The organism is Paraburkholderia sp. (assembly GCF_028283785.1).
In the GTDB taxonomy this organism is placed as follows: Bacteria; Pseudomonadota; Gammaproteobacteria; order Burkholderiales; family Burkholderiaceae; genus Paraburkholderia.
This window is the reverse complement of sequence record NZ_JAPWKB010000005.1, coordinates 740,277-757,988: the sequence shown is the minus strand read 5'-3', so window position 1 is coordinate 757,988 and position 17,712 is coordinate 740,277. Positions and strand designations below refer to the sequence as shown.

At 60.2% G+C, this 17,712-nt stretch carries 13 protein-coding genes and 1 pseudogene; 9 read left to right on the top strand and 5 right to left on the bottom strand.

The genetic code is table 11. The features are described 5' to 3' along the window. Window positions 1-125: 125 nt before the first annotated feature. The 8 genes from tssB (at window position 126) to PW947_RS07380 (ending at window position 7,551) form a co-directional block, all read left to right on the top strand. Window positions 126-650: a type VI secretion system contractile sheath small subunit gene (gene tssB / locus PW947_RS07415; RefSeq protein WP_299630476.1), complete on the top strand. Its 525-nt coding sequence runs from the start codon at window positions 126-128 to the stop codon at window positions 648-650. Between the two features lie 25 nt (window positions 651-675). After that, entirely contained in the window at window positions 676-2,223 is a 1,548-nt protein-coding gene (tssC, locus tag PW947_RS07410; RefSeq protein ID WP_299630474.1) for a type VI secretion system contractile sheath large subunit, read from the top strand. Window positions 2,224-2,277: 54 nt separating this feature from the next. After that, window positions 2,278-3,624 carry a type VI secretion system baseplate subunit TssK gene (tssK, locus tag PW947_RS07405; protein ID WP_299630473.1) on the top strand — a complete coding sequence of 449 codons (1,347 nt, stop codon included), beginning with the start codon at window positions 2,278-2,280 and terminating at the stop codon, window positions 3,622-3,624. Next, a complete protein-coding gene (locus tag PW947_RS07400) occupies window positions 3,621-4,376 on the top strand; it encodes a DotU family type IV/VI secretion system protein (RefSeq protein WP_366146098.1) in 756 nt (251 codons plus the stop codon). Before tssK ends, PW947_RS07400 begins: the two co-directional genes overlap by 4 nt. Before the next feature lie 264 nt (window positions 4,377-4,640). Beyond that, on the top strand, window positions 4,641-6,146 hold the full coding sequence (locus PW947_RS07395) for an OmpA family protein (RefSeq protein WP_299630470.1): 1,506 nt from the start codon (window positions 4,641-4,643) through the stop codon (window positions 6,144-6,146). A gap of 24 nt (window positions 6,147-6,170) precedes the next feature. Next, the gene (locus tag PW947_RS07390) at window positions 6,171-6,656 is read left to right on the top strand and encodes an Hcp family type VI secretion system effector (protein ID WP_299630469.1); all 486 of its coding nucleotides are present in this window, start codon (window positions 6,171-6,173) and stop codon (window positions 6,654-6,656) included. Window positions 6,657-6,795: 139 nt separating this feature from the next. Continuing rightward, window positions 6,796-7,272: a type VI secretion system baseplate subunit TssE gene (tssE, locus tag PW947_RS07385; RefSeq protein ID WP_299630468.1), complete on the top strand. Its 477-nt coding sequence runs from the start codon at window positions 6,796-6,798 to the stop codon at window positions 7,270-7,272. After that, window positions 7,273-7,551, top strand: a complete 279-nt coding sequence (locus PW947_RS07380) for a PAAR domain-containing protein (protein WP_299630467.1) — start codon at window positions 7,273-7,275, stop codon at window positions 7,549-7,551. A 35-nt stretch (window positions 7,552-7,586) separates the two neighbouring features. Here the strand turns inward: PW947_RS07380 and PW947_RS07375 are convergent. The 4 genes and pseudogenes from PW947_RS07375 to PW947_RS07360 form a co-directional block, all read right to left on the bottom strand. Continuing rightward, a pseudogene (locus PW947_RS07375) lies at window positions 7,587-10,644 on the bottom strand (FAD-linked oxidase C-terminal domain-containing protein). Between the two features lie 19 nt (window positions 10,645-10,663). Beyond that, window positions 10,664-11,446: a 2-keto-4-pentenoate hydratase gene (locus tag PW947_RS07370; RefSeq protein WP_299630466.1), complete on the bottom strand. Its 783-nt coding sequence runs from the start codon at window positions 11,444-11,446 to the stop codon at window positions 10,664-10,666. Window positions 11,447-11,535: 89 nt separating this feature from the next. Beyond that, window positions 11,536-12,822: an MFS transporter gene (locus PW947_RS07365; RefSeq protein ID WP_299630464.1), complete on the bottom strand. Its 1,287-nt coding sequence runs from the start codon at window positions 12,820-12,822 to the stop codon at window positions 11,536-11,538. A gap of 382 nt (window positions 12,823-13,204) precedes the next feature. Beyond that, the gene (locus PW947_RS07360) at window positions 13,205-14,425 is read right to left on the bottom strand and encodes an aminotransferase class V-fold PLP-dependent enzyme (RefSeq protein ID WP_299630462.1); all 1,221 of its coding nucleotides are present in this window, start codon (window positions 14,423-14,425) and stop codon (window positions 13,205-13,207) included. Window positions 14,426-14,589: 164 nt separating this feature from the next. Here PW947_RS07360 and PW947_RS07355 point away from each other — a divergent pair, with 164 nt between their 5' ends. Continuing rightward, complete coding sequence (locus PW947_RS07355; protein ID WP_299630460.1) at window positions 14,590-15,312, top strand: GntR family transcriptional regulator; 723 nt, start codon at window positions 14,590-14,592, stop codon at window positions 15,310-15,312. A gap of 984 nt (window positions 15,313-16,296) precedes the next feature. Here PW947_RS07355 and PW947_RS07350 read toward each other — a convergent pair. Continuing rightward, a complete protein-coding gene (locus PW947_RS07350) occupies window positions 16,297-17,574 on the bottom strand; it encodes an MFS transporter (protein ID WP_299630623.1) in 1,278 nt (425 codons plus the stop codon). Window positions 17,575-17,712: the final 138 nt, after the last annotated feature.

The window sequence follows — 17,712 nt, the reverse complement described above, 5'->3', positions numbered from 1 at the left end:
TAAAAATAAGAGCAGATTAGGACGAAAACTAGAATCGTCTCATTCCATTCTCAATACCCTTCGTGATACTAATTGCATACGGCGTTCGTCATACCAATGTGCCGTCCCTGAAGAGGAAATCCACGATGTCCGAGAGCTTTCAAAACGAAGTGCCCAAGGCCCGGATCAACATAAAACTTGATCTACATACCGGTGGTGCACAGAAAAAGATAGAACTGCCTCTGAAACTGCTCGTCGTGGGCGACTATAGCAATGGTCGCGATACGCGTTTGGTGGGCGAACGAGAGAAGCTCAATATCAACCGGCACAATTTTGATTCAGTGTTGGCCGACTACCAGCCTACAGCCCGGCTCGCCGTTGAAAACACCTTGGCAGGCGATGGTAGCGAGCTCCCAGTGCATCTCGAATTCAAGTCAATGAGCGATTTCACGCCAGAGGCCATCGCGGCAGCTGTCCCGGAATTGCGTGCATTGGTGGCCGCACGCAATCTAATACGCGACCTGAAATCAAATCTGCTCGATAACGCAACTTTCCGTAGAGAACTTGAGAGCATTCTAAAAGACGCATTGCTGTCGAAGCGTCTCAGCGCCGATCTTCATTTATTAGAACAAGCCGCAGACACGTGTTCCGAAGTTTCCCGCAACGTTTGATCGCTATACACCGGATGCCAGCTTAATGACTAATAGTGAAATGCACATTGATGATTCATTCGAGAGTGACACGATGCTTGTCGATTCTCCGCCACACAGTGTCTATGAATCTTTATGCGCAAAAATTAACCTGACACCTGTTACGGTCGCACGGCCTGTCGCGTCATTTCAGAGTATCGATGCGCTCGCGGAGTCATCATTCAGCGAACGCGTGACTCAAGCAATGAACGTGTTTCTAAAGATGATTGGTGAATCATCGCAGCCGGTGGATCGACTCGATAAAAGCCTGCTCGACTTTCATATTGATCGGCTCGACCAGCAGATTAGTCGTCAGCTCGACGCAATCATGCATCACGAGACTTTTCAACAGATTGAATCGGCGTGGCGCGGACTGAAATTCCTTGTCGATCGCACCGATTTCCGTCAGAACGTGAGAATAGAGGTGCTCGACGTTTCTAAAGACGCATTGCGACAAGACTTCGACGACGCGCCCGAACTCATTCAAAGCGGTCTTTATCACCACACCTATATTCAGGAATACGACACGCCGGGCGGTCAACCCATCGGCGCAATCATTTCGAATTTCTGGTTCGATCGAGGTCCGCAAGACATCGCGCTGCTACGCAATCTCGCCAAGGTATCGGCGGCAGCGCATATGCCCTTTATTGGCGCTGTGTCGCCTGCGTTTTTTGGCAAGGAAACGATGGAGGAAGTCGCGAGCATCCGGGACATCGGCAACTACTTCGACCGTGCCGAATACCTGAAATGGAAGTCTTTCCGCAATACGGACGATGCCCGCTACATCGGCCTGACGTTGCCGCGCTTTCTGGCGCGCCTTCCGTACGGGCCGGAGACCACGCCCGTGCGCAGCTTCAACTACGTCGAAGCCGTCAAAGGTCCGGACCACAGCCGCTATTTATGGGCGAATGCGTCGTTTGCGTTCGCGGTGAACATCGTCCAGAGCTTTATTCGCAATGGTTGGTGCGTCCAGATTCGCGGACCGCAGGCGGGCGGTCTCGTCGAAGACATGCCAATCCATCTGTACGACCTTGGTACCGGCAATCAGGCAAAGATTCCGACCGAAGTGCTGATCCCCGAAACGCGTGAATTCGAGTTTGCCAATCTGGGATTCATACCGCTGTCCTACTACAAGAATCACGATTACGCGTGCTTCTTCTCCGCGCATTCGGCCCAAAAACCAGTGATGTTCGACACGAAAGAAGCGAGCGCGAACAGTCGGATCAACGCAAGGCTGCCGTACATATTTTTGCTTTCACGTGTTGCTCACTATCTAAAGTTGATTCAGCGCGAAAACATCGGCATGACGAAAGATCGTCGGCTGCTCGAACTTGAGTTGAACGGCTGGATCAAGTCGCTGGTCACGGAGATGACCGATCCTGGTGATGATCTCCAGGCATCGCATCCGTTGCGCGAAGCAAAGGTCACGGTTGAAGACATCAATGACAACCCCGGATTTTTTCGAATCAAGCTGTTCGTGGTGCCGCATTTTCAGGTGGAAGGAATGGACGTCAACCTGTCGCTGGTGTCGCAAATGCCTAAAGCGAAGAGCTAACACCTATCCGTCACTTTCATCCGTGAATCTCCAACCGTCCTAAACGCCGACACCATGAAAATTTCGAAGCCGCTATGGGCACAGGGCATTTTCATGACGCCCCAACACTTTCAACAGCAATCGCTCTGGGAGCGGTTTGCACGCGACCCTATTGCGCGAATCGGGAGTTCGGAGCCTTGGGGAATCAGTCGGGTGAGTTTCGACTTGTCGTCGCTATCAATCGGGCGTCTTCAACTGCTCGACCTGGCGATGGTTTTCGCAGACGGCACGCCAATCGACGCTCGCGTCGCCGACCGTCTCCCGCCCGCGCGCGATATGTCCAGCGCGGCACACATTGCTGACTCGCTAATCGTGCATATCGGCTTGCCGCTGATGGACGCACAAGGCGGCAATTGCGCGGAACCGGACGACTCGCCAACGCGGCCGCGGCGCTTTGTCCGGGAATATTCGAAGGTGACCGATCTGCTCGGGGAAGGCGAAGAAGAACTTAGCGTCGAACGACATGCGCTCATGCTGCTATTTGAGTTTGAAGACTTGAACGCTTTCGTGACATGCCCGATTGCGCGATTGGCCCGCAACGTTCAAGGACGCTTCGAGGTCGATCCGGAGTTCGTGCCACCGTGCCTGTTGCTCTCGGCCAGTGAAACGCTGATCGCCCAGATGGACCGTCTCACGAGCATTCTTGGCGCAAAGAGCACAAGCCTTGCCGCGCGCCGACGCGAGCGGGCCGACCAGATCGCCGACTACGCGGTGTCGGACGTCTCCTTGTTCTGGTTGTTGCACAGCGTCAATAGCGCATGGCCGGAGTTAGCGCACTTATGCAACGCGCCGGACCAGCACCCCGATCACTTGTACCGAGCGCTCTCGCGGCTGGCCGGCTCCCTGCTGACTTTCTCAACGACGGAAACGCTTCAGTCCATCCCCGCCTACGATCACGTATCGCCGGGACCTGTGTTCGCGGCGTTGGAAACGTTGATCAGGACGTTACTCGACACCGTGATTCCGTCCCGCGTCGTACCCGTCGCGCTCGAACGTGTGCGGCCGACGATGTGGCTGGGTCTCATCAACGACGAACGCCTCGCGGAAGGTGCGGACTTCTATCTGTCGGTCCGGGCATCGGTAACGGCGCAAACGTTGGCCGACCAATTGCCGCGACTGTGCAAAGCGGGCGCGCCCGACGACGTCGAACAAATCGTCAATTCCGCGCTACCCGGTATTCCACTGCGCGCACATCCTCGATTGCCGGCGGCTATCCCGGTTCGGGTCGAAGACCACTTCTTCGCGCTGGATAACACGCATGCCGCCTTCACACGGATGGTCGCGGCGCGAGCTTGTCAGATCTACGTGCCGGCGTCGATTGTCGATGCGTCGCTGGAACTTTACGCGGTGCTGCCGGAATGATGCCGCGCCTTCCGTGGTGGAATCGCAAGGCGACTGAGTCGCCTACTCGCTCGCGACGCGGAGCGGAACCGGTCGAGCTTCCGTTGGCGCTCCGCGACACCGCGCTGACCGTCGCCAGCCTCGCGACGAGCGCATCGCCCGCTGATTTCGACACGTTCCGACAGCAATGCGACGACCAGATCGTTCGCCTTCGTCGCGAGTTGGCAGCGGCCGGACATCCGCCCGACGTGATCGAAGACGCGGCCTACGCCCAATGTGCATTGCTCGACGAAGCAGCGCTTCAACATCTGACAGAGTTCGACCGCGCCGCGTGGGAGCACGAGCCGTTGCAGGTTTTGCATTTTCAAACACATAACGCGGGAGAAGAACTCATCGCGCGTATCGAGCGACGCGTCGCTGCATCGCGGCCTGTCGAGCCGCTGCTCGCGATCTTTTCCGCTGTGCTCGCGCTCGGGTTCAAAGGTAGGTTCGCTCTCGATGGACCCGCGCCGCGCATTGCCCTGATGCACGCGATCCAAAGCCGTCTCGGCATCGAACCAATCGCTGAAAACGCGCATCACAGCGTCCGTGGCACGCCGTGGCTGGTCACGCAAAAGTCGCAACATCGAAAGTGGTTCGATCCGACGCTGGCAGGATGGGTCGCGATTGCGAGCATCGTCTCGCTGCTCATCTATTGCGCGCTCGAATTATGGCTAGACGCGCAAATCGCTCAGTTAGAGCAGATCGCACACGTGATCTCCGTGGCGCATTGAGCAAAGGTGCGTATGACCCGATATCCCTATCGAACGCAATTGCTCTGGATCACGCTGCTCGCGTTGGCATGGCTTGGAGGGTGGTCGCCCTGGACGAGCGGGTGGAACGTCGTCGCCGCGCTGTTGACTGTGTTCGCCATATCGCTTGCATGGGTTTGCGCGACCCGGGCCATTCGCGCCGGTGAACGCGCATCGTTGAAAGTGTTGCCAGCTATCTCAAAGACGCTCGACGCCATTCCTGCGGCAGACCGTAGAAACACGCCGATGGTAATCGTCGTCGGCGATGGCACGGGCGAGCGTATCGCCGGTGGAAGCGATAACGCCTCGCCGCTGCCAGAGGCGATGTTCGGCACGGCATCGGCCACGGCCACCCATCACGCGATCTGGATTCGATATGACCACCCTGCCCGTCTGGCGCACCTCGCAGACGCGCTTCGGCGATGGCGCAACGGCTGCGGACCGGACGCGATCGTCTGCGCGATCGATGCCGATGCGAGTCCCGAGACGTTGCAAGCATCGCTGCAACACTGGCACTCGGCCATCCGCGAAACCAATCGCGCGCTCGGCTATACGGTGCCGGTGTGTGTTGCGATGCGAGTCGCGCAGGCGGGTCCATTTGCGTCAGTCGAGCGGTCGTCGGCGAGCATCGGCGGTGACGTTCCGCTTCGGCTCGACATGCTGCCGTCATCGATCGCAGCACACTTTGCACACTACGGTTTGCAGGCGGCATTTCTCGACGCGCTTACGCGATGGAGCCGTGATTCCGTGCTCCCGATCCTGCTGCGACCGGCGCACGGAAACACTCAGCCTTCCGTCTTGCTTCACGCATTCAGCGTCACACTGATAAACGAGTCACCGCCACTAACGTCCGCGTTCGCGCAGTTCGTCAGAACCACCACGGGGCTACACCAAACCCGCCAAGCCAAAATGCATTCACCGCACGCGCAGCCGCTGCCGCTGCCGTTATCGCTACCACTACCGCAGCACCTGCTCGACGGCATCCCGCTTCAAGCGCCGCCGCGCATTGGGGCGCGTGCAACCGGTCATGCGCTCGCGTTGCTTGCCGCGTTCCTCTGCGCGGCATCGGCGGCTTCCGCGATACAGAATCGCGCGCTCGTCGATCAGATCACGCGTCATATCCGGCGCATCGATACGCTCCCTGCGCTTCCACCCACGACGCGTGCCGATGCGCTTCGTGCCGTCCAGCGTGATCGCGACGAACTCGAACGGTATGCGGTGTCGGGCGTGCCGCCACGGCTCGGCATGGGCTTTTATCGCGGCGCAGCCTTGCTGCCGCCGCTCCATGCGGCAATCGCAAACTACCAACCGCCGGAAGCGCAAATGTCGACGATCGAACTCGACAGTCCATTGTTATTCGCGCCCGGCAGCGCAACGTTGAATCCGGGTTCCGCGCGCGGTCTCATCGAGGTATTGCGTCTGATCGACACCCATCCCGGCAAGCGCGTTGTGATCGCCGGTCACAGCGACACCACCGGCGACCCCGTCGCCAATCTGGCGCTGTCCACGACACGCGCAGAAGCGGTGCGGAACTGGCTCGTCCAGTCCGCTGGAATCGAGTCGGCACGGTTCGCCATTCAGGGTTACGGGGACACACGTCCGAAAGCATCCAACAACACAGTCGCGGGTCGCGCTGAAAACCGTCGGGTCGAGATCACGCTCGTACCCGACTGCCGCGTCGGACTCGACGGAACGTCCAGCGTCAACGTAGCCACTATTTCGCAGGGCCCGTCGCCCTGCTCATTCGAGTAAGCAGCGCTTTCAAGGAGCATCAGCATGGCAATTCCGGCTTATATGTGGATCAAGGACGACGGCGGCGCCGACATCAAAGGTTCGGTCACAGTGAACGGACGCGAGGGCAGCGTCGAAGTCATTGCGCTGGATCACGGCGTGAGCATCCCGACCGATGCCAACACCGGCAAACTGACGGGCGCGCGCGTGCACAAACCGATCACGTTCACCAAAGAGACCGACGCGTCCACGCCGTATCTGTACAAAGCGGTGACGAGCGGCCAGACGCTACAGTCGGTGGAAATTCGGTGGTACCGGATCGACGATGCCGGAAAGGAGAAGGAGTACTTCAACACGCGGCTCGACAACGTCAAGGTGGTCGCCGTCAAGCCGCGGATGCTCGATATCAAGAACCCCGCCTACGACCGGCACAACCATCTCGAAGAGATCGAACTGCGCTACGAAAAAATCACGTGGTCGTACAAGGACGGCAACATCATCCACGCGGATAGCTGGAACGAACGCGCGTGATCGATGCATTGCGAAGGTTTCAACAACCTGATTGCCGGAACTGGTTACGCGAGTCGCCACGCACCGGTTCTCCACGTGCAGTTCCGGTCGCTTCGCGTCACCCATCCGAGCGCGGTTTTCGCTGCATGGAGTGCGTCAAATGAACCGCGAGGCCTGTATGCATCACTCGCCTTTTTCCGATGACGCCGACTACGGTCCGGGTCTGTTCGAAGCCATCACCGGCCATTTTGCAAACGGCGCGTCGATCGATAGTTTCGATGCGGCTACGCAGATGTTTCTGTCCGTGCAGGACAATCTGCAACGCATTTTGAACAGCCGTCGGTGCGGGCTTGCGCATGTGCCCGACTACGGGCTCGGCGACCTGTCGGAGATTTATCGGCATTTGCCGTCGTCCGCCCATCAATTGCGACGCGAGATCGAGATGACATTGCTGAAGTACGAACCTCGCATCAAATCGATCGATATCGTCATCGAGGCCACTGAACCGGGCATGTTGCTGACATTCACGCTGGACTGCCAACTTTATCGCGCCGGGTTGGTGCGATTCGGCACGCATTTCATGCCTGACGGACGCACTCGCCTGACCTTGCTAAAAGCCGCGCGCGACCGCGCCTGAATGATGAAAATGCTCGCGATCAAAGGGAATCGAACCACAACGGGCGGCGTCGTTCTTGCCGGTGACATGTCGATGCTCGACGATGGCCAACCGCTCGCCCGCCATATGGACCGGGCATCGTGCGGACATTGCGGCAAAAATGGTCCGATTTTCGGTACCGCGCATGGTCTTGGATTCGGCAATGCGCGCGGCGTTTGCGACGGCGATATCGTGATGTGCGACTGTTCGAGCGGCACGAATCGCGTCATCGCCCGCTCGACCACTTACTTCAGCGAGTAGGTCGTCGCATGCCTGACATTAGCCACGCCGAATTCCTACAAAGCCTGCGCCAAAACCCGTGCGACATGCAGCGCTTCAACGGCCGCGCCATCGTGAATCTGATGTCGGCAACTCGTCCCGTCGGCCACCGTAATCGTTGTGTCGTCCGCTTTGCGCACGGCGGGCAGCAACGACAATTCCGCCATCGCTTGCGAGGTTGCGTAGTGCTCGGCTTCGTAGCCGAAACTCCCCGCCATCCCGCAACACGACGATTCGATCGTCGTGACCTGCAAATCCGGAATCCATCCGAGCACGGTTTGCACCGGTTTGAACGCGTCGAACGCCTTTTGATGACAGTGCCCGTGAACCAGCGCTTTTTGCGTCTTCAACGGTTTCAATGCGAGTGTCAGACGACCGGCCTTTTCCTCGCGCACCAGAAACTCTTCGAACAGAAATGTCTGCTTCGACACACGCAACGCGTCGTCGCCGAAGCCGTATTGCAAAAACTCGTCGCGCAACGTACAACAGACACGACGGCTCCAGGCCCACAATCGGCACACCGTTATCTACAAACGGTTTGAAAAACGCCAGCATCCGCCGCGCCTCGTGCTTCGCTTCGTCCACGAGACCGGCGGCGAGGAAAGTCCGTCCGCAACAGACCGGTCGCTCGCCCGAACGCGTATTGAAATGCACGGTGTAACCGGCCGCTTCGAGCACCCGCTGCGCGGCACGCGCGTTCTCGGGCTCCATATTGTTGTTGAAGGTATCGACAAACAGCAGCACGTGCCTGGCGTTCGCACTGGCGCTCAATCCCGAGCCGCTCTCCGGCTGTCTGACGCCGGACAAAAACGGCTTGTCGAATCGCGGCAACGATCGCTGCGGCGCGAATCCGACTGCGCGTTTGAACCACGCGGACACCATCGGCGTGCTGTCGACCCACGCGGCGAGGCCACGCCATCCCGGCACCCGTTCCACGATGGCGGCGTAGCGCGGCATGTAGGCCACCAAACGGTCACGCATCCGCAAGCCGTGCTTTTTCACGCGCGCCGCCCGCGCTTCGATCTTGAACTTCGCCATGTCAACGCCGGTCGGGCAATCGCGTTTGCAGCCCTTGCACGACACGCATAGATCCAGCGTGTTTTTCACGTCGTCGCTGGCGAGGCCTTCGTCGCCGAGTTGACCGGAGATCGCCAGCCGCAATGTGTTCGCGCGCCCTCGCGTGACGTGTTGTTCGTCTTTCGTCACCCGATAACTCGGGCACATCGTCCCTGCGTCGAACTTCCGGCAATGCCCGTTGTTGTTGCACATTTCGACGGCTTTCGCGAGACCGCCGCTCAGATCGTTACCCGAACCCGGCACGGTTTCGAGACCCGTCAACGGATCGCGCTCGACATTCCATGCCGACCAGTCGAGCGACGTTTCGACCGCGCGCTCCCGATAGCCCGGCGCAAACCGGAAGTTGCGCGTGTCGTCCATCTTCGGTGGCCGCACGATCTTGTCAGGGTTGAAGCGATTGTCCGGATCGAACAATGCCTTGATCTCACTGAACGCCTGATTCAGCCGCGGCCCGTACTGCCACGCAACCCACTCGCCGCGACACAATCCGTCACCATGTTCGCCCGAATACGCGCCTTTGTATTGCCGAACGAGCGCAGCCGCTTCTTCGGCAATCGCGCGCATTTTTTGCGCGCCGTCGCGACGCATATCCAGAATCGGCCGAACGTGCAGCGTGCCGACACTGGCGTGCGCGTACCAGGTGCCCTCGGTGCCGTGTCGATGAAACACCTCGGTGAGTTGGCTGGTGTACTCGGCCAGATGTTCGAGCGGCACCGCGCAATCTTCGATGAAGGACACCGGTTTCCCGTCGCCCTTCATGCTCATCATGATATTCAGACCGGCCTTCCGCACTTCCCACAACGCTTTCTGCTCGTTCGCATCCGGCATTTCGACGACGGAATCCGGCAAGCCGAGATCCGCCATCAGTTCACTCAGTTGCTTGAGCGCGCCGAGCGTCGCGTAGCGGTTGTCGCCGGCGAACTCGACCAGAAGAATCGCCTGCGGCGTGCCGACCAGCGCTTTCTCGATCACCGGTTTGAATGCGGGATTGCCGATCGCGAGATCGATCATCGTGCGATCGACCAGTTCCACCGCCACCGGCTTTAGCTTGACGATGTGCTGCGTCAGATCCATCGCCTGCCAGAAGGTCGGAAAGTTGACGACGCCCAAGGTCTTATGCGCGGGCAGCGGCGCGAGCTTCAGTGTCAACTGACGGCTAAACGCCAGCGTCCCTTCCGACCCAACCAGCAGATGCGCGAGATTCGCGCTGCCGTCGTCGGTATACGCGCGCGGATTCTGACAATCGAATAGATCGATGTTGTAACCGGCGACGCGCCGCAAGACTTTCGGAACGCGTTCGATGATCTGGTCGCGCTCGCGAAGCGCAATGCGCTTTACGCCATCGACGATATCGGTCAGCCGCTGATTCGAACCCGGCAACGCATTCGCGGTGACCAGCGAGCCGAAGCGCGCTTCGGTGCCGTCCGCAAGCGTCGCATCGATCGCGTCGACGTTGTGAACCATGTTGCCGTATTCGATCGACCGCGAGCCGCACGAATTGTTGCCCGCCATCCCGCCGATCGTGCACTGCGCCGCCGTCGAGACATCGACAGGAAACCACAGGCCGTGCGCTTTCAGCCACGCGTTCAGGTGATCGAGCACGACGCCGGGTTCGACCGTTACGGTCTGCGCGACCGGATCGAACGACACGATGTTGTTCAGCCATTTGCTCGTATCGACGATCAATGCGTCGCCGACCGTCTGCCCACACTGGCTGGTGCCCGCGCCGCGCGCGAGCAACGGCACGCGCTCGCTGCGTGCAACCTCCAGCGCAATGCGCAAATCATCCTGGTCGCGCGGCACGACGACGCCGATCGGCGTGATTTGATAGATCGACGCATCGGTCGCATAACGTCCGCGACTCGCCGCATCGAACAACACGTCGCCGCGTATTTCCCGACGCAATCGCTGCGCGAGCGGCGTCGCGAGTCGCGCGCCGGACGGCACCAGATGGATCGGTTTGACCAGCATCGCCGAACCACTCGCTGCATTCGCCATCTCGTCCACCTTCGAAGTGCTAGAACAGCGTCACGCTGACGGGCGCGAGGCCTTCAATCCGGCCGCTGGCCGTGCCGGCAGTCTGCGGGAAAAACATGCCGGTGTAGGAACCGGCCGTCACGATCAGATCGGGCGTCACGGCGATGCCGCAATACTGCGTGCAATGGTTCACGAACCAGGTCAACAAGCGGCGTGGATCGCCGGCAGGATTGGTCCCACGGCCGCTGGGTTCGGTCGGAGTGATGTCACGGCCGTCGAAGCTGAAACGCAACGCCGGTGCGACGAACGGAAACTCGCTGCGATACGGTGTGAACTCGCCGCAGATCAGCGCACCGTGGTTTTGCAGATCCGCGAGTTGCGCGCGTTTGTCGACGTCAGGCCATGCGGCATAGCGGCTCGCGACGATCTCGATGGTCGCGCCGATCGCATCGATCCCGGCAAACACGTCGGCTTCCAGATAAGGCTCGCTCGATGGCTCGAAGCGTCGGCCGAAGCGGAACGCGATCTCCAGTTCGAGACCCAGCGGCGAGAACACGTTGCGCGGCAAGCTGACGCCGTCCGCGTGAACGCCGCTCGCAGGCAACGGCGCGCCCTGGATCGGACCATCAGCCGATTTCGCGCCGATCTTCCAGCCGCCGATCTGCGCGCCGGACATCGTCAGGATTTCATGCTGGATCGCGTAGGCCGCGTCGCCGTCTGCGGGAATCTGTTCGGGCGGCAATGTGTCGAGCAACTGGTTCGTGCGTTGTGCGTCAACCAGACGGCGGCTCAGTTCGGAAGTGGCGCTAACGGTGTCGGTCATAGATCAATCAGCGAAAAAGCGGATGAACAGGCGGAATGGCGATGCGCAACGGCGCCGCCATCCGGACGCTCGCCGATGCGCGCGAGAGTTTATGCGCGAAAACTCGGCGCGGCGGCGGCGTCCGGCGTCTCGTCGAGAGCGAACTTGCTTTCGGGTTGCATGCGAAACGCGAGCACGACGCCAATGGCCATCAGGATCATGCTGCCGACGAACGGCAACTCCCAGCTACCGAAGTAATCGATCAGGAACCCGCCGACCACCGGCGACACGATCGCCGCCGCCGCCGAGCCGGTGTTCATCATGCCGCTCGCGGTGCCCGAGTATTCCGGCGCGATGTCCATCGGTATCGCCCACATCGGGCCGATCGTCATTTCGGCGAAGAAGAAGCCGGACGCGAGGCAGGCCATCGACAGATAGAGATTGTGCGTGAACATCAACGGAATCAGCGATGCGAGGCAGAACGCCATGCACACCGACACCATCCAGCTACGTGCGCGTTTCAGGCTGCGAGTGCGCGTGAAAATGCGATCCGTGACAATGCCGCCCAACGTATCGCCGATCACGCCGGCAAAGAAAACCACGGACGCGAACATCGCGGACTTCTGCAATTCGAGGTGATAGCTGTGCAAAAAGTATTGCGGAATCCAGCTGAGAAACAGCCACAACGTCCAGCCATAACAGAAGTAGACGATCGTGACCGGCCACATCCGGCGGAACAGCGGCTTCCACGGCACGTTCGCGACTTTGGGCTTCGGCGTGGGCAGCGATTCGAGTTCTTCGCGGGTAATGCGCGGATGGTCCTTCGGATTTTCAGTGAAGGTCAGCGACCAGATGCCGACCCAGACAAGGCTGAGCACGCCGCAGATATAAAACGATTCGCGCCAGCCCCAGGTCGCCATCACCAGCACGATCACGCCTGGCGCAACGGCATTGCCGATCCGCGACGCCGCGTGCGTGATGCCTTGCGCAAAACCACGCTGTTCTTTGGCGACCCAGCGCGACATGGCGGCGGTCGCAGCGGGGAACGTCGCGCCTTCGCCGAAACCGAGCAACACCCGCGCGGCGAGCAGCGAGAACAGGCCGCCCGCGAAGCCGGTCAGCAAGGTCGCAACGGCCCAGATCGCTCCGCATACGATCAGCGTGCGCTTCGCGCCGAACCGGTCGCTGACCCAGCCGCCAATAATTTGAAAAATCAGATACGGATAGGCAAAAGCGGAAAACACGAGTCCGATTTGCGTATGCGAAAGATGGAATTCCTTGCCGAATCCGGCCGCCGCTGTACTGACGTTGACGCGATCAAGATAGGTGATGAAGTACATGATGCACAGCATCACTAGGACGATACTGGTCGCACTGCTGATACGGAACCGCTTCATCGTGAGTCTCCGTTGCATGATGTCGCCGGCGTGCCAGCCGATGGCGCGTCGTGCGTCGCTACCTGGGCGTGTCTTCGTATGGTCGTGTGGCGTTTGTTGTATGTCGTTGTCGCTTGCCGCTACGTGTGTCTCCACCCGGCTCTACGTCGGGCTTTCTGCCTCGTTCCGCGTGATTCTGCGTGTCACGGTGATGCTTTTTGTCGTGCGCGAGATGCGCTGCGGCGTTCTTTGCGCCACTCACTTCGTCATCTAATTCGTTGCTTCCGCTGTTGCGGGTGTCGTCGCCGGTTTCAGCGCCGATCGGGGCGATCCGGTGTCGGGCGTCCGAGCCTGCAGCTGCGCACGAACGCTCGCACAACACCGGTCAAACATCGGCACAAACTCAGGCGGCCGCTTTCAGACCGGCTTCCGATGCCTGCGTTTTCAGGTGCGCCATAGCCGCCGGCAACCCGCTGCCGGCGAGCGGCACGCCCGCGAGTTGCAGTCCCATTTCGCAGCCGGCGAGCGTCGCGATCAAGGTCAGGTCGTTGCAATCGCCGAGGTGGCCGATGCGGAACATGCGCCCTTTCATCTTGCCGAGGCCCGTGCCGAGCGACATGTCGAAACGTTCGTAGATGACTTTGCGCACGGCGTCGGCATCGATGCCGTCGGGCATCATCACGCCGGTCAACACCGGGCTATAGACCGCCGGGTCCGCGCATTGAATCTCTAGTCCCCACGCGGTGACCGCGCGCCGGCATGCTTCGGCGAGTCGCTCGTGTCGGGCGAACACGTTGTCGAGCCCTTCTCCCAGGATCATCTCGAGCGCTTCGTGCAGACCGTAGAGCAGATTCGTATTCGGCGTGTACGGCCAGTAGCCGGTTTTGTTCATCTCGATGATGTCGGTCCAATCCCAGAACGCGCGCGGCAAGGTCGCCTGCTTGCTCGCCGCGATCGCCTTGGGCGAAATCGCGTTGAAGCTGATGCCCGGCGGCAGCATCAAGCCTTTTTGCGAGCCGGACACGGTTACGTCGACACCCCATTCGTCGTGGCGATAATCGGCGCACGCGAGTCCTGAAATCGTGTCGACCAGCAGCAGCGCCGGGTGACCCGCAGCGTCGATCGCGCGCCGCACGGCGGCGATGTCGGACGTCACGCCCGTCGATGTCTCGTTGTGGACCACGCAGACGGCTTTGATCGCGTGTTGGGTGTCGTCGCGCAGACGCGCTTCGATCATCTGCGGTTGAACGCCGCGCCGCCAGCCTTCGATGCCAGGCAAGCCGAGAAACTCGGGCTTCAGACCGAGGCTTTCCGCCATCTTCTTCCACAGCGTCGCGAAGTGGCCGGTTTCGAACATCAGCACCGCATCGCCGGGGCTGAGCGTGTTCGACAGCGCCGCTTCCCATGCGCCGGTTCCGGACGCCGGGTAAATCACGACGGGCTGCTGCGTCTTGAAGATCTTCTTGATGCCGTCGAGTACTTTCAGGCCGAGTTCGCCGAATTCGGGACCACGGTGATCGATGGTCGGATAGCTCATCGCTCGCAAAATTCGATCGGGCACCGGGCTCGGGCCGGGAATCTGCAGGAAGTGTCGGCCGGCGGGGTGAAAATCGAGTTTCAGCATTGCGCGTTCTCCGATTGAATTTTGCATGCAAAAAACTATATCAGCGAACGACGGCGATCCCAAGACCGAAAACGACCGGTGTTTACCCGCTCGTATTCACCCTACAGAGCCGGTCGTTTGGTCATCCGATAAACTCATTAGCGTGAGCTATGGAGGATTTTTGAATGCAAAATGCGGACTTCGACGCAGGTGCGCCGTCGACATTGATGCCGAAGGTCGAGCGTCAGCGGTTGCACGACACGGTGGTGGAACACATCCGGCGCTTTATCGTCGAGGGCGTGCTCGCGCCGGGCAAGAAGCTGAACGAGCGCGAGTTGTGCGAAACGCTCGGCATTTCGCGCACGCCGTTGCGTGAGGCGCTGAAAGTGCTCGCGGCGGAAGGATTGATCGATATCGAGCCGAATCGCGGCGCATCGGTATCGAAGATGTCGGAGGCGGAATTGCGCGAGACGTTCGAGTTGATGAGCGGCCTCGAAGCGTTCGCGGGCGAGCTGGCGTGCGAGCGCATCACGGCCGCTGAACTGGCCGACATCAAGGCGCTGCATTACGCAATGCTCGCGTGCCGCGTGCAACAGGATCTCGCCGGCTACTACAGCCGCAATCAGGCGATCCACGACAAGATCAACGAAGCAGCGCGCAATTCGGCGTTGCGGCAAACCTATATCGCCGTCAACCGACGCTTGCAGGCGCTGCGGTTCCGCTCGAACTTTCAGACGCCGAAGTGGGATCGCGCAGTCCACGATCACGAGGAAATGCTAAAAGCGCTGGAGGCACGCGACGGCAAACGGCTGTCGTCGATTCTGCGTCAGCATCTGCTCGATAAACGCGATGCTGTCCTGCAAGTGCAGGCGCGTGAAGATGCGTCGGCGGGAACGCTCGAGAGTTGAGCGTCAGCCCGAAAGTTGTCCCCAGTTTTTGGGACCAAGCCTGTGGAGAAGCTGCGCACAGACGCGGCAAGTCACTGACGCAGCACGGATTGTCGTGCGCGGTGCAGATAAAGGCGTTCGGCGAGATTTGCGCGCTTTCGACGCCCGCGAAATCCCGAGGTTATCCCCATATTTTGTGGTCAAGGCTGTGGACAACGATCGATCAAGCGGGATAAGTCATTGATCTGTTTGGTTTATGGGGTCGCGGTGCACGGCGATGCACGCATCGAGGCGCGACCTTGTTCCGGTTTCACAGGCTCGACTTATCCCCAGTTTTTGTTCGCAAGCCTGTTGATAAGCGGCTCACACGTTGGCCAAGTGCTTGAGCGCACACGCTTATCTTCGACGGGTGCACGTGCGGGCAACGATCTCGAACTTATCCCCAGTTTTTGTGCGAAAGCCTGTGGACAACCCGCTTGCACCTACCGCAAGTCATTGAGCCGACAGCGTTATGCAGCAAGGGTTTCGCGGCAGGCATCGCTGCCGTCTCATCGGACAGCCGATTCGAACCGTTTTAGTCGCGCGACTTATCCCCAGTTTTTGTTCGCAAGTCTGTGGACAACCACAGCAGATCTGCGGCAAGTGCTTGAAATAAAACGCATATACGACTGACGGCCGGAATTGGGCACGCACACGGTTAGTCGACGACGCTCGCATCACTCACCGTCTCGCACAATCCGTCACCCCCGAATATCCTCACCTTTCGGGCGCGCACTCGCGAAAAAGCACCGTCGCGAACCGCAAACCAGGCGGCGATCCTGGCGAAAACCGCCACTTTTGGCACGATTCTGGCTAAATCCGACGCCCCTCCCTAGCGCGACACAACCGATCCCGAAAACCCTCACCTTTCACGCAATTGCCGCCGCCCATGCAAAACGCCGGCTTTCGCCGGCGTCCGGATTGCGTCTCTGCGCCACGCAATGTTCTGGCTGCAATCGGCCCGGATCAGGCCGCCGCATCCTTCTGCCGCAACGCGGCCGGCAAGCCGTACAGCACGATCGCCGCGCAGATTAGGGTCGTGACGCCGATCGCGTACAGCGCCGGCGTCGTGCTGCCGGTGAGGTCGCGCACCCGCCCAACCATCACCGGACTGACGATGCCGCCCAGTTGCCCCAACGTGTTGATCAACGCAATGCCGCCCGCCGCACCGGCGCCCGTCACGAGTTTCGGCGGCAACGCCCAGAACGCCGGGATCGACGCGACCACGCCCGCCCCCATCACCGCCAGCGCGACGATCAGCAGCGTGGTTTGCTTGTCGAAGAAACCCGCCGCGAAGAAGCCGATCGCCGCCATCACCAGCAACCCGCAGACGAACTTGCGACGCTCACCCGTCGCATCCGACAGACGCCCGACGACAACCATGCAAATCGCGCCTGTGATGTAGGGAACCGCCGTCAGCAAACCGATCACCGTCGGATTCTGCGTGCCCGCGGCGCGAATCAGATGCGGCGCCCAGAAGTTGAGCCCGTACGACGCGACCTGGATCAGGAAGTACACCAGCCCGAGCGTCAGAAAACCCGGCGTTCTGATTGCGCCGAGCAGCGAATGACCATGCTCGGTGTGTTGCGTCTGACGGGTGATCTGACTGGCGAGCGTCGCTTTCTCGGTGCTCGTCAGCCAACCGGCGTCTTCGATGCGATCTTTCAGCACACGCAGCACCAGAATTCCCAGCAGCACGCACGGCAAGCCGCCGAGCAGAAACAGCCAGTGCCAGCCGGGCATGCCCATCACGCCGTTCATATGACCGAGCACGAGACCCGACAGCGGCGCACCGACCAAGCCCGAGAACGCCGACGCGAGAAACAGCAGCGACGTCACCCGTCCGCGAAAACTGGCCGGGAACCACAGCGTCAGGTAATACAGCACGCCGGGCGCAAAGCCCGCTTCCATCGCGCCGATCACGAAGCGCAGCCCGTAGAACTGCCATTCGTTGTTGACGAACACCATCGCGGCCGTCGCGAGTCCCCACGAAATCATGATCCTCGCGATCCATCGACGCGCGCCGACCTTGTACAGAAACAGGTTGCTCGGCACCTCGAACAGCACGTAGCCGATCACGAACAGACTCGCGCCGAGTCCGTACGCGGTATCGGAAAATCCAAGGTCGCTTTGTAGCTGGAATTTCGCGAAGCTGATGTTGATCCGGTCGAAGAACGCGAACAGATAACACAGCATGATCAGCGGCATCAGCCGCCACGCGACCTTGCGAATGATCGCGCGCATATCGGCTTCGCCAGCTTCGGCAGGATTGGCGTGGCCGGTCGAATCCGGCGTGCTGCCTGCGACGGCGCTCAGGTTGCTCATGATTGTCTCCATGCCGGACTGGCGGTGCCGTCCGGTCGTATGTTTCGGTTTGAGGTT

Coding starts and splice junctions, on each gene's coding strand:
- PW947_RS07390 (WP_299630469.1), top strand. CDS start 6,171: ATGGCAATTCCGGCTTATATGTGGATCAAGGACGACGGCGGCGCCGAC.
- PW947_RS07360 (WP_299630462.1), bottom strand. CDS start 14,425: ATGCTGAAACTCGATTTTCACCCCGCCGGCCGACACTTCCTGCAGATT.
- PW947_RS07365 (WP_299630464.1), bottom strand. CDS start 12,822: ATGAAGCGGTTCCGTATCAGCAGTGCGACCAGTATCGTCCTAGTGATG.
- PW947_RS07350 (WP_299630623.1), bottom strand. CDS start 17,574: ATGCGCGCGATCATTCGCAAGGTCGCGTGGCGGCTGATGCCGCTGATC.
- PW947_RS07395 (WP_299630470.1), top strand. CDS start 4,641: ATGGTAATCGTCGTCGGCGATGGCACGGGCGAGCGTATCGCCGGTGGA.
- tssC (WP_299630474.1), top strand. CDS start 676: ATGACTAATAGTGAAATGCACATTGATGATTCATTCGAGAGTGACACG.
- PW947_RS07380 (WP_299630467.1), top strand. CDS start 7,273: ATGATGAAAATGCTCGCGATCAAAGGGAATCGAACCACAACGGGCGGC.
- tssB (WP_299630476.1), top strand. CDS start 126: ATGTCCGAGAGCTTTCAAAACGAAGTGCCCAAGGCCCGGATCAACATA.
- PW947_RS07370 (WP_299630466.1), bottom strand. CDS start 11,446: ATGACCGACACCGTTAGCGCCACTTCCGAACTGAGCCGCCGTCTGGTT.
- tssK (WP_299630473.1), top strand. CDS start 2,278: ATGAAAATTTCGAAGCCGCTATGGGCACAGGGCATTTTCATGACGCCC.
- PW947_RS07355 (WP_299630460.1), top strand. CDS start 14,590: ATGCAAAATGCGGACTTCGACGCAGGTGCGCCGTCGACATTGATGCCG.
- tssE (WP_299630468.1), top strand. CDS start 6,796: ATGAACCGCGAGGCCTGTATGCATCACTCGCCTTTTTCCGATGACGCC.
- PW947_RS07400 (WP_366146098.1), top strand. CDS start 3,621: ATGATGCCGCGCCTTCCGTGGTGGAATCGCAAGGCGACTGAGTCGCCT.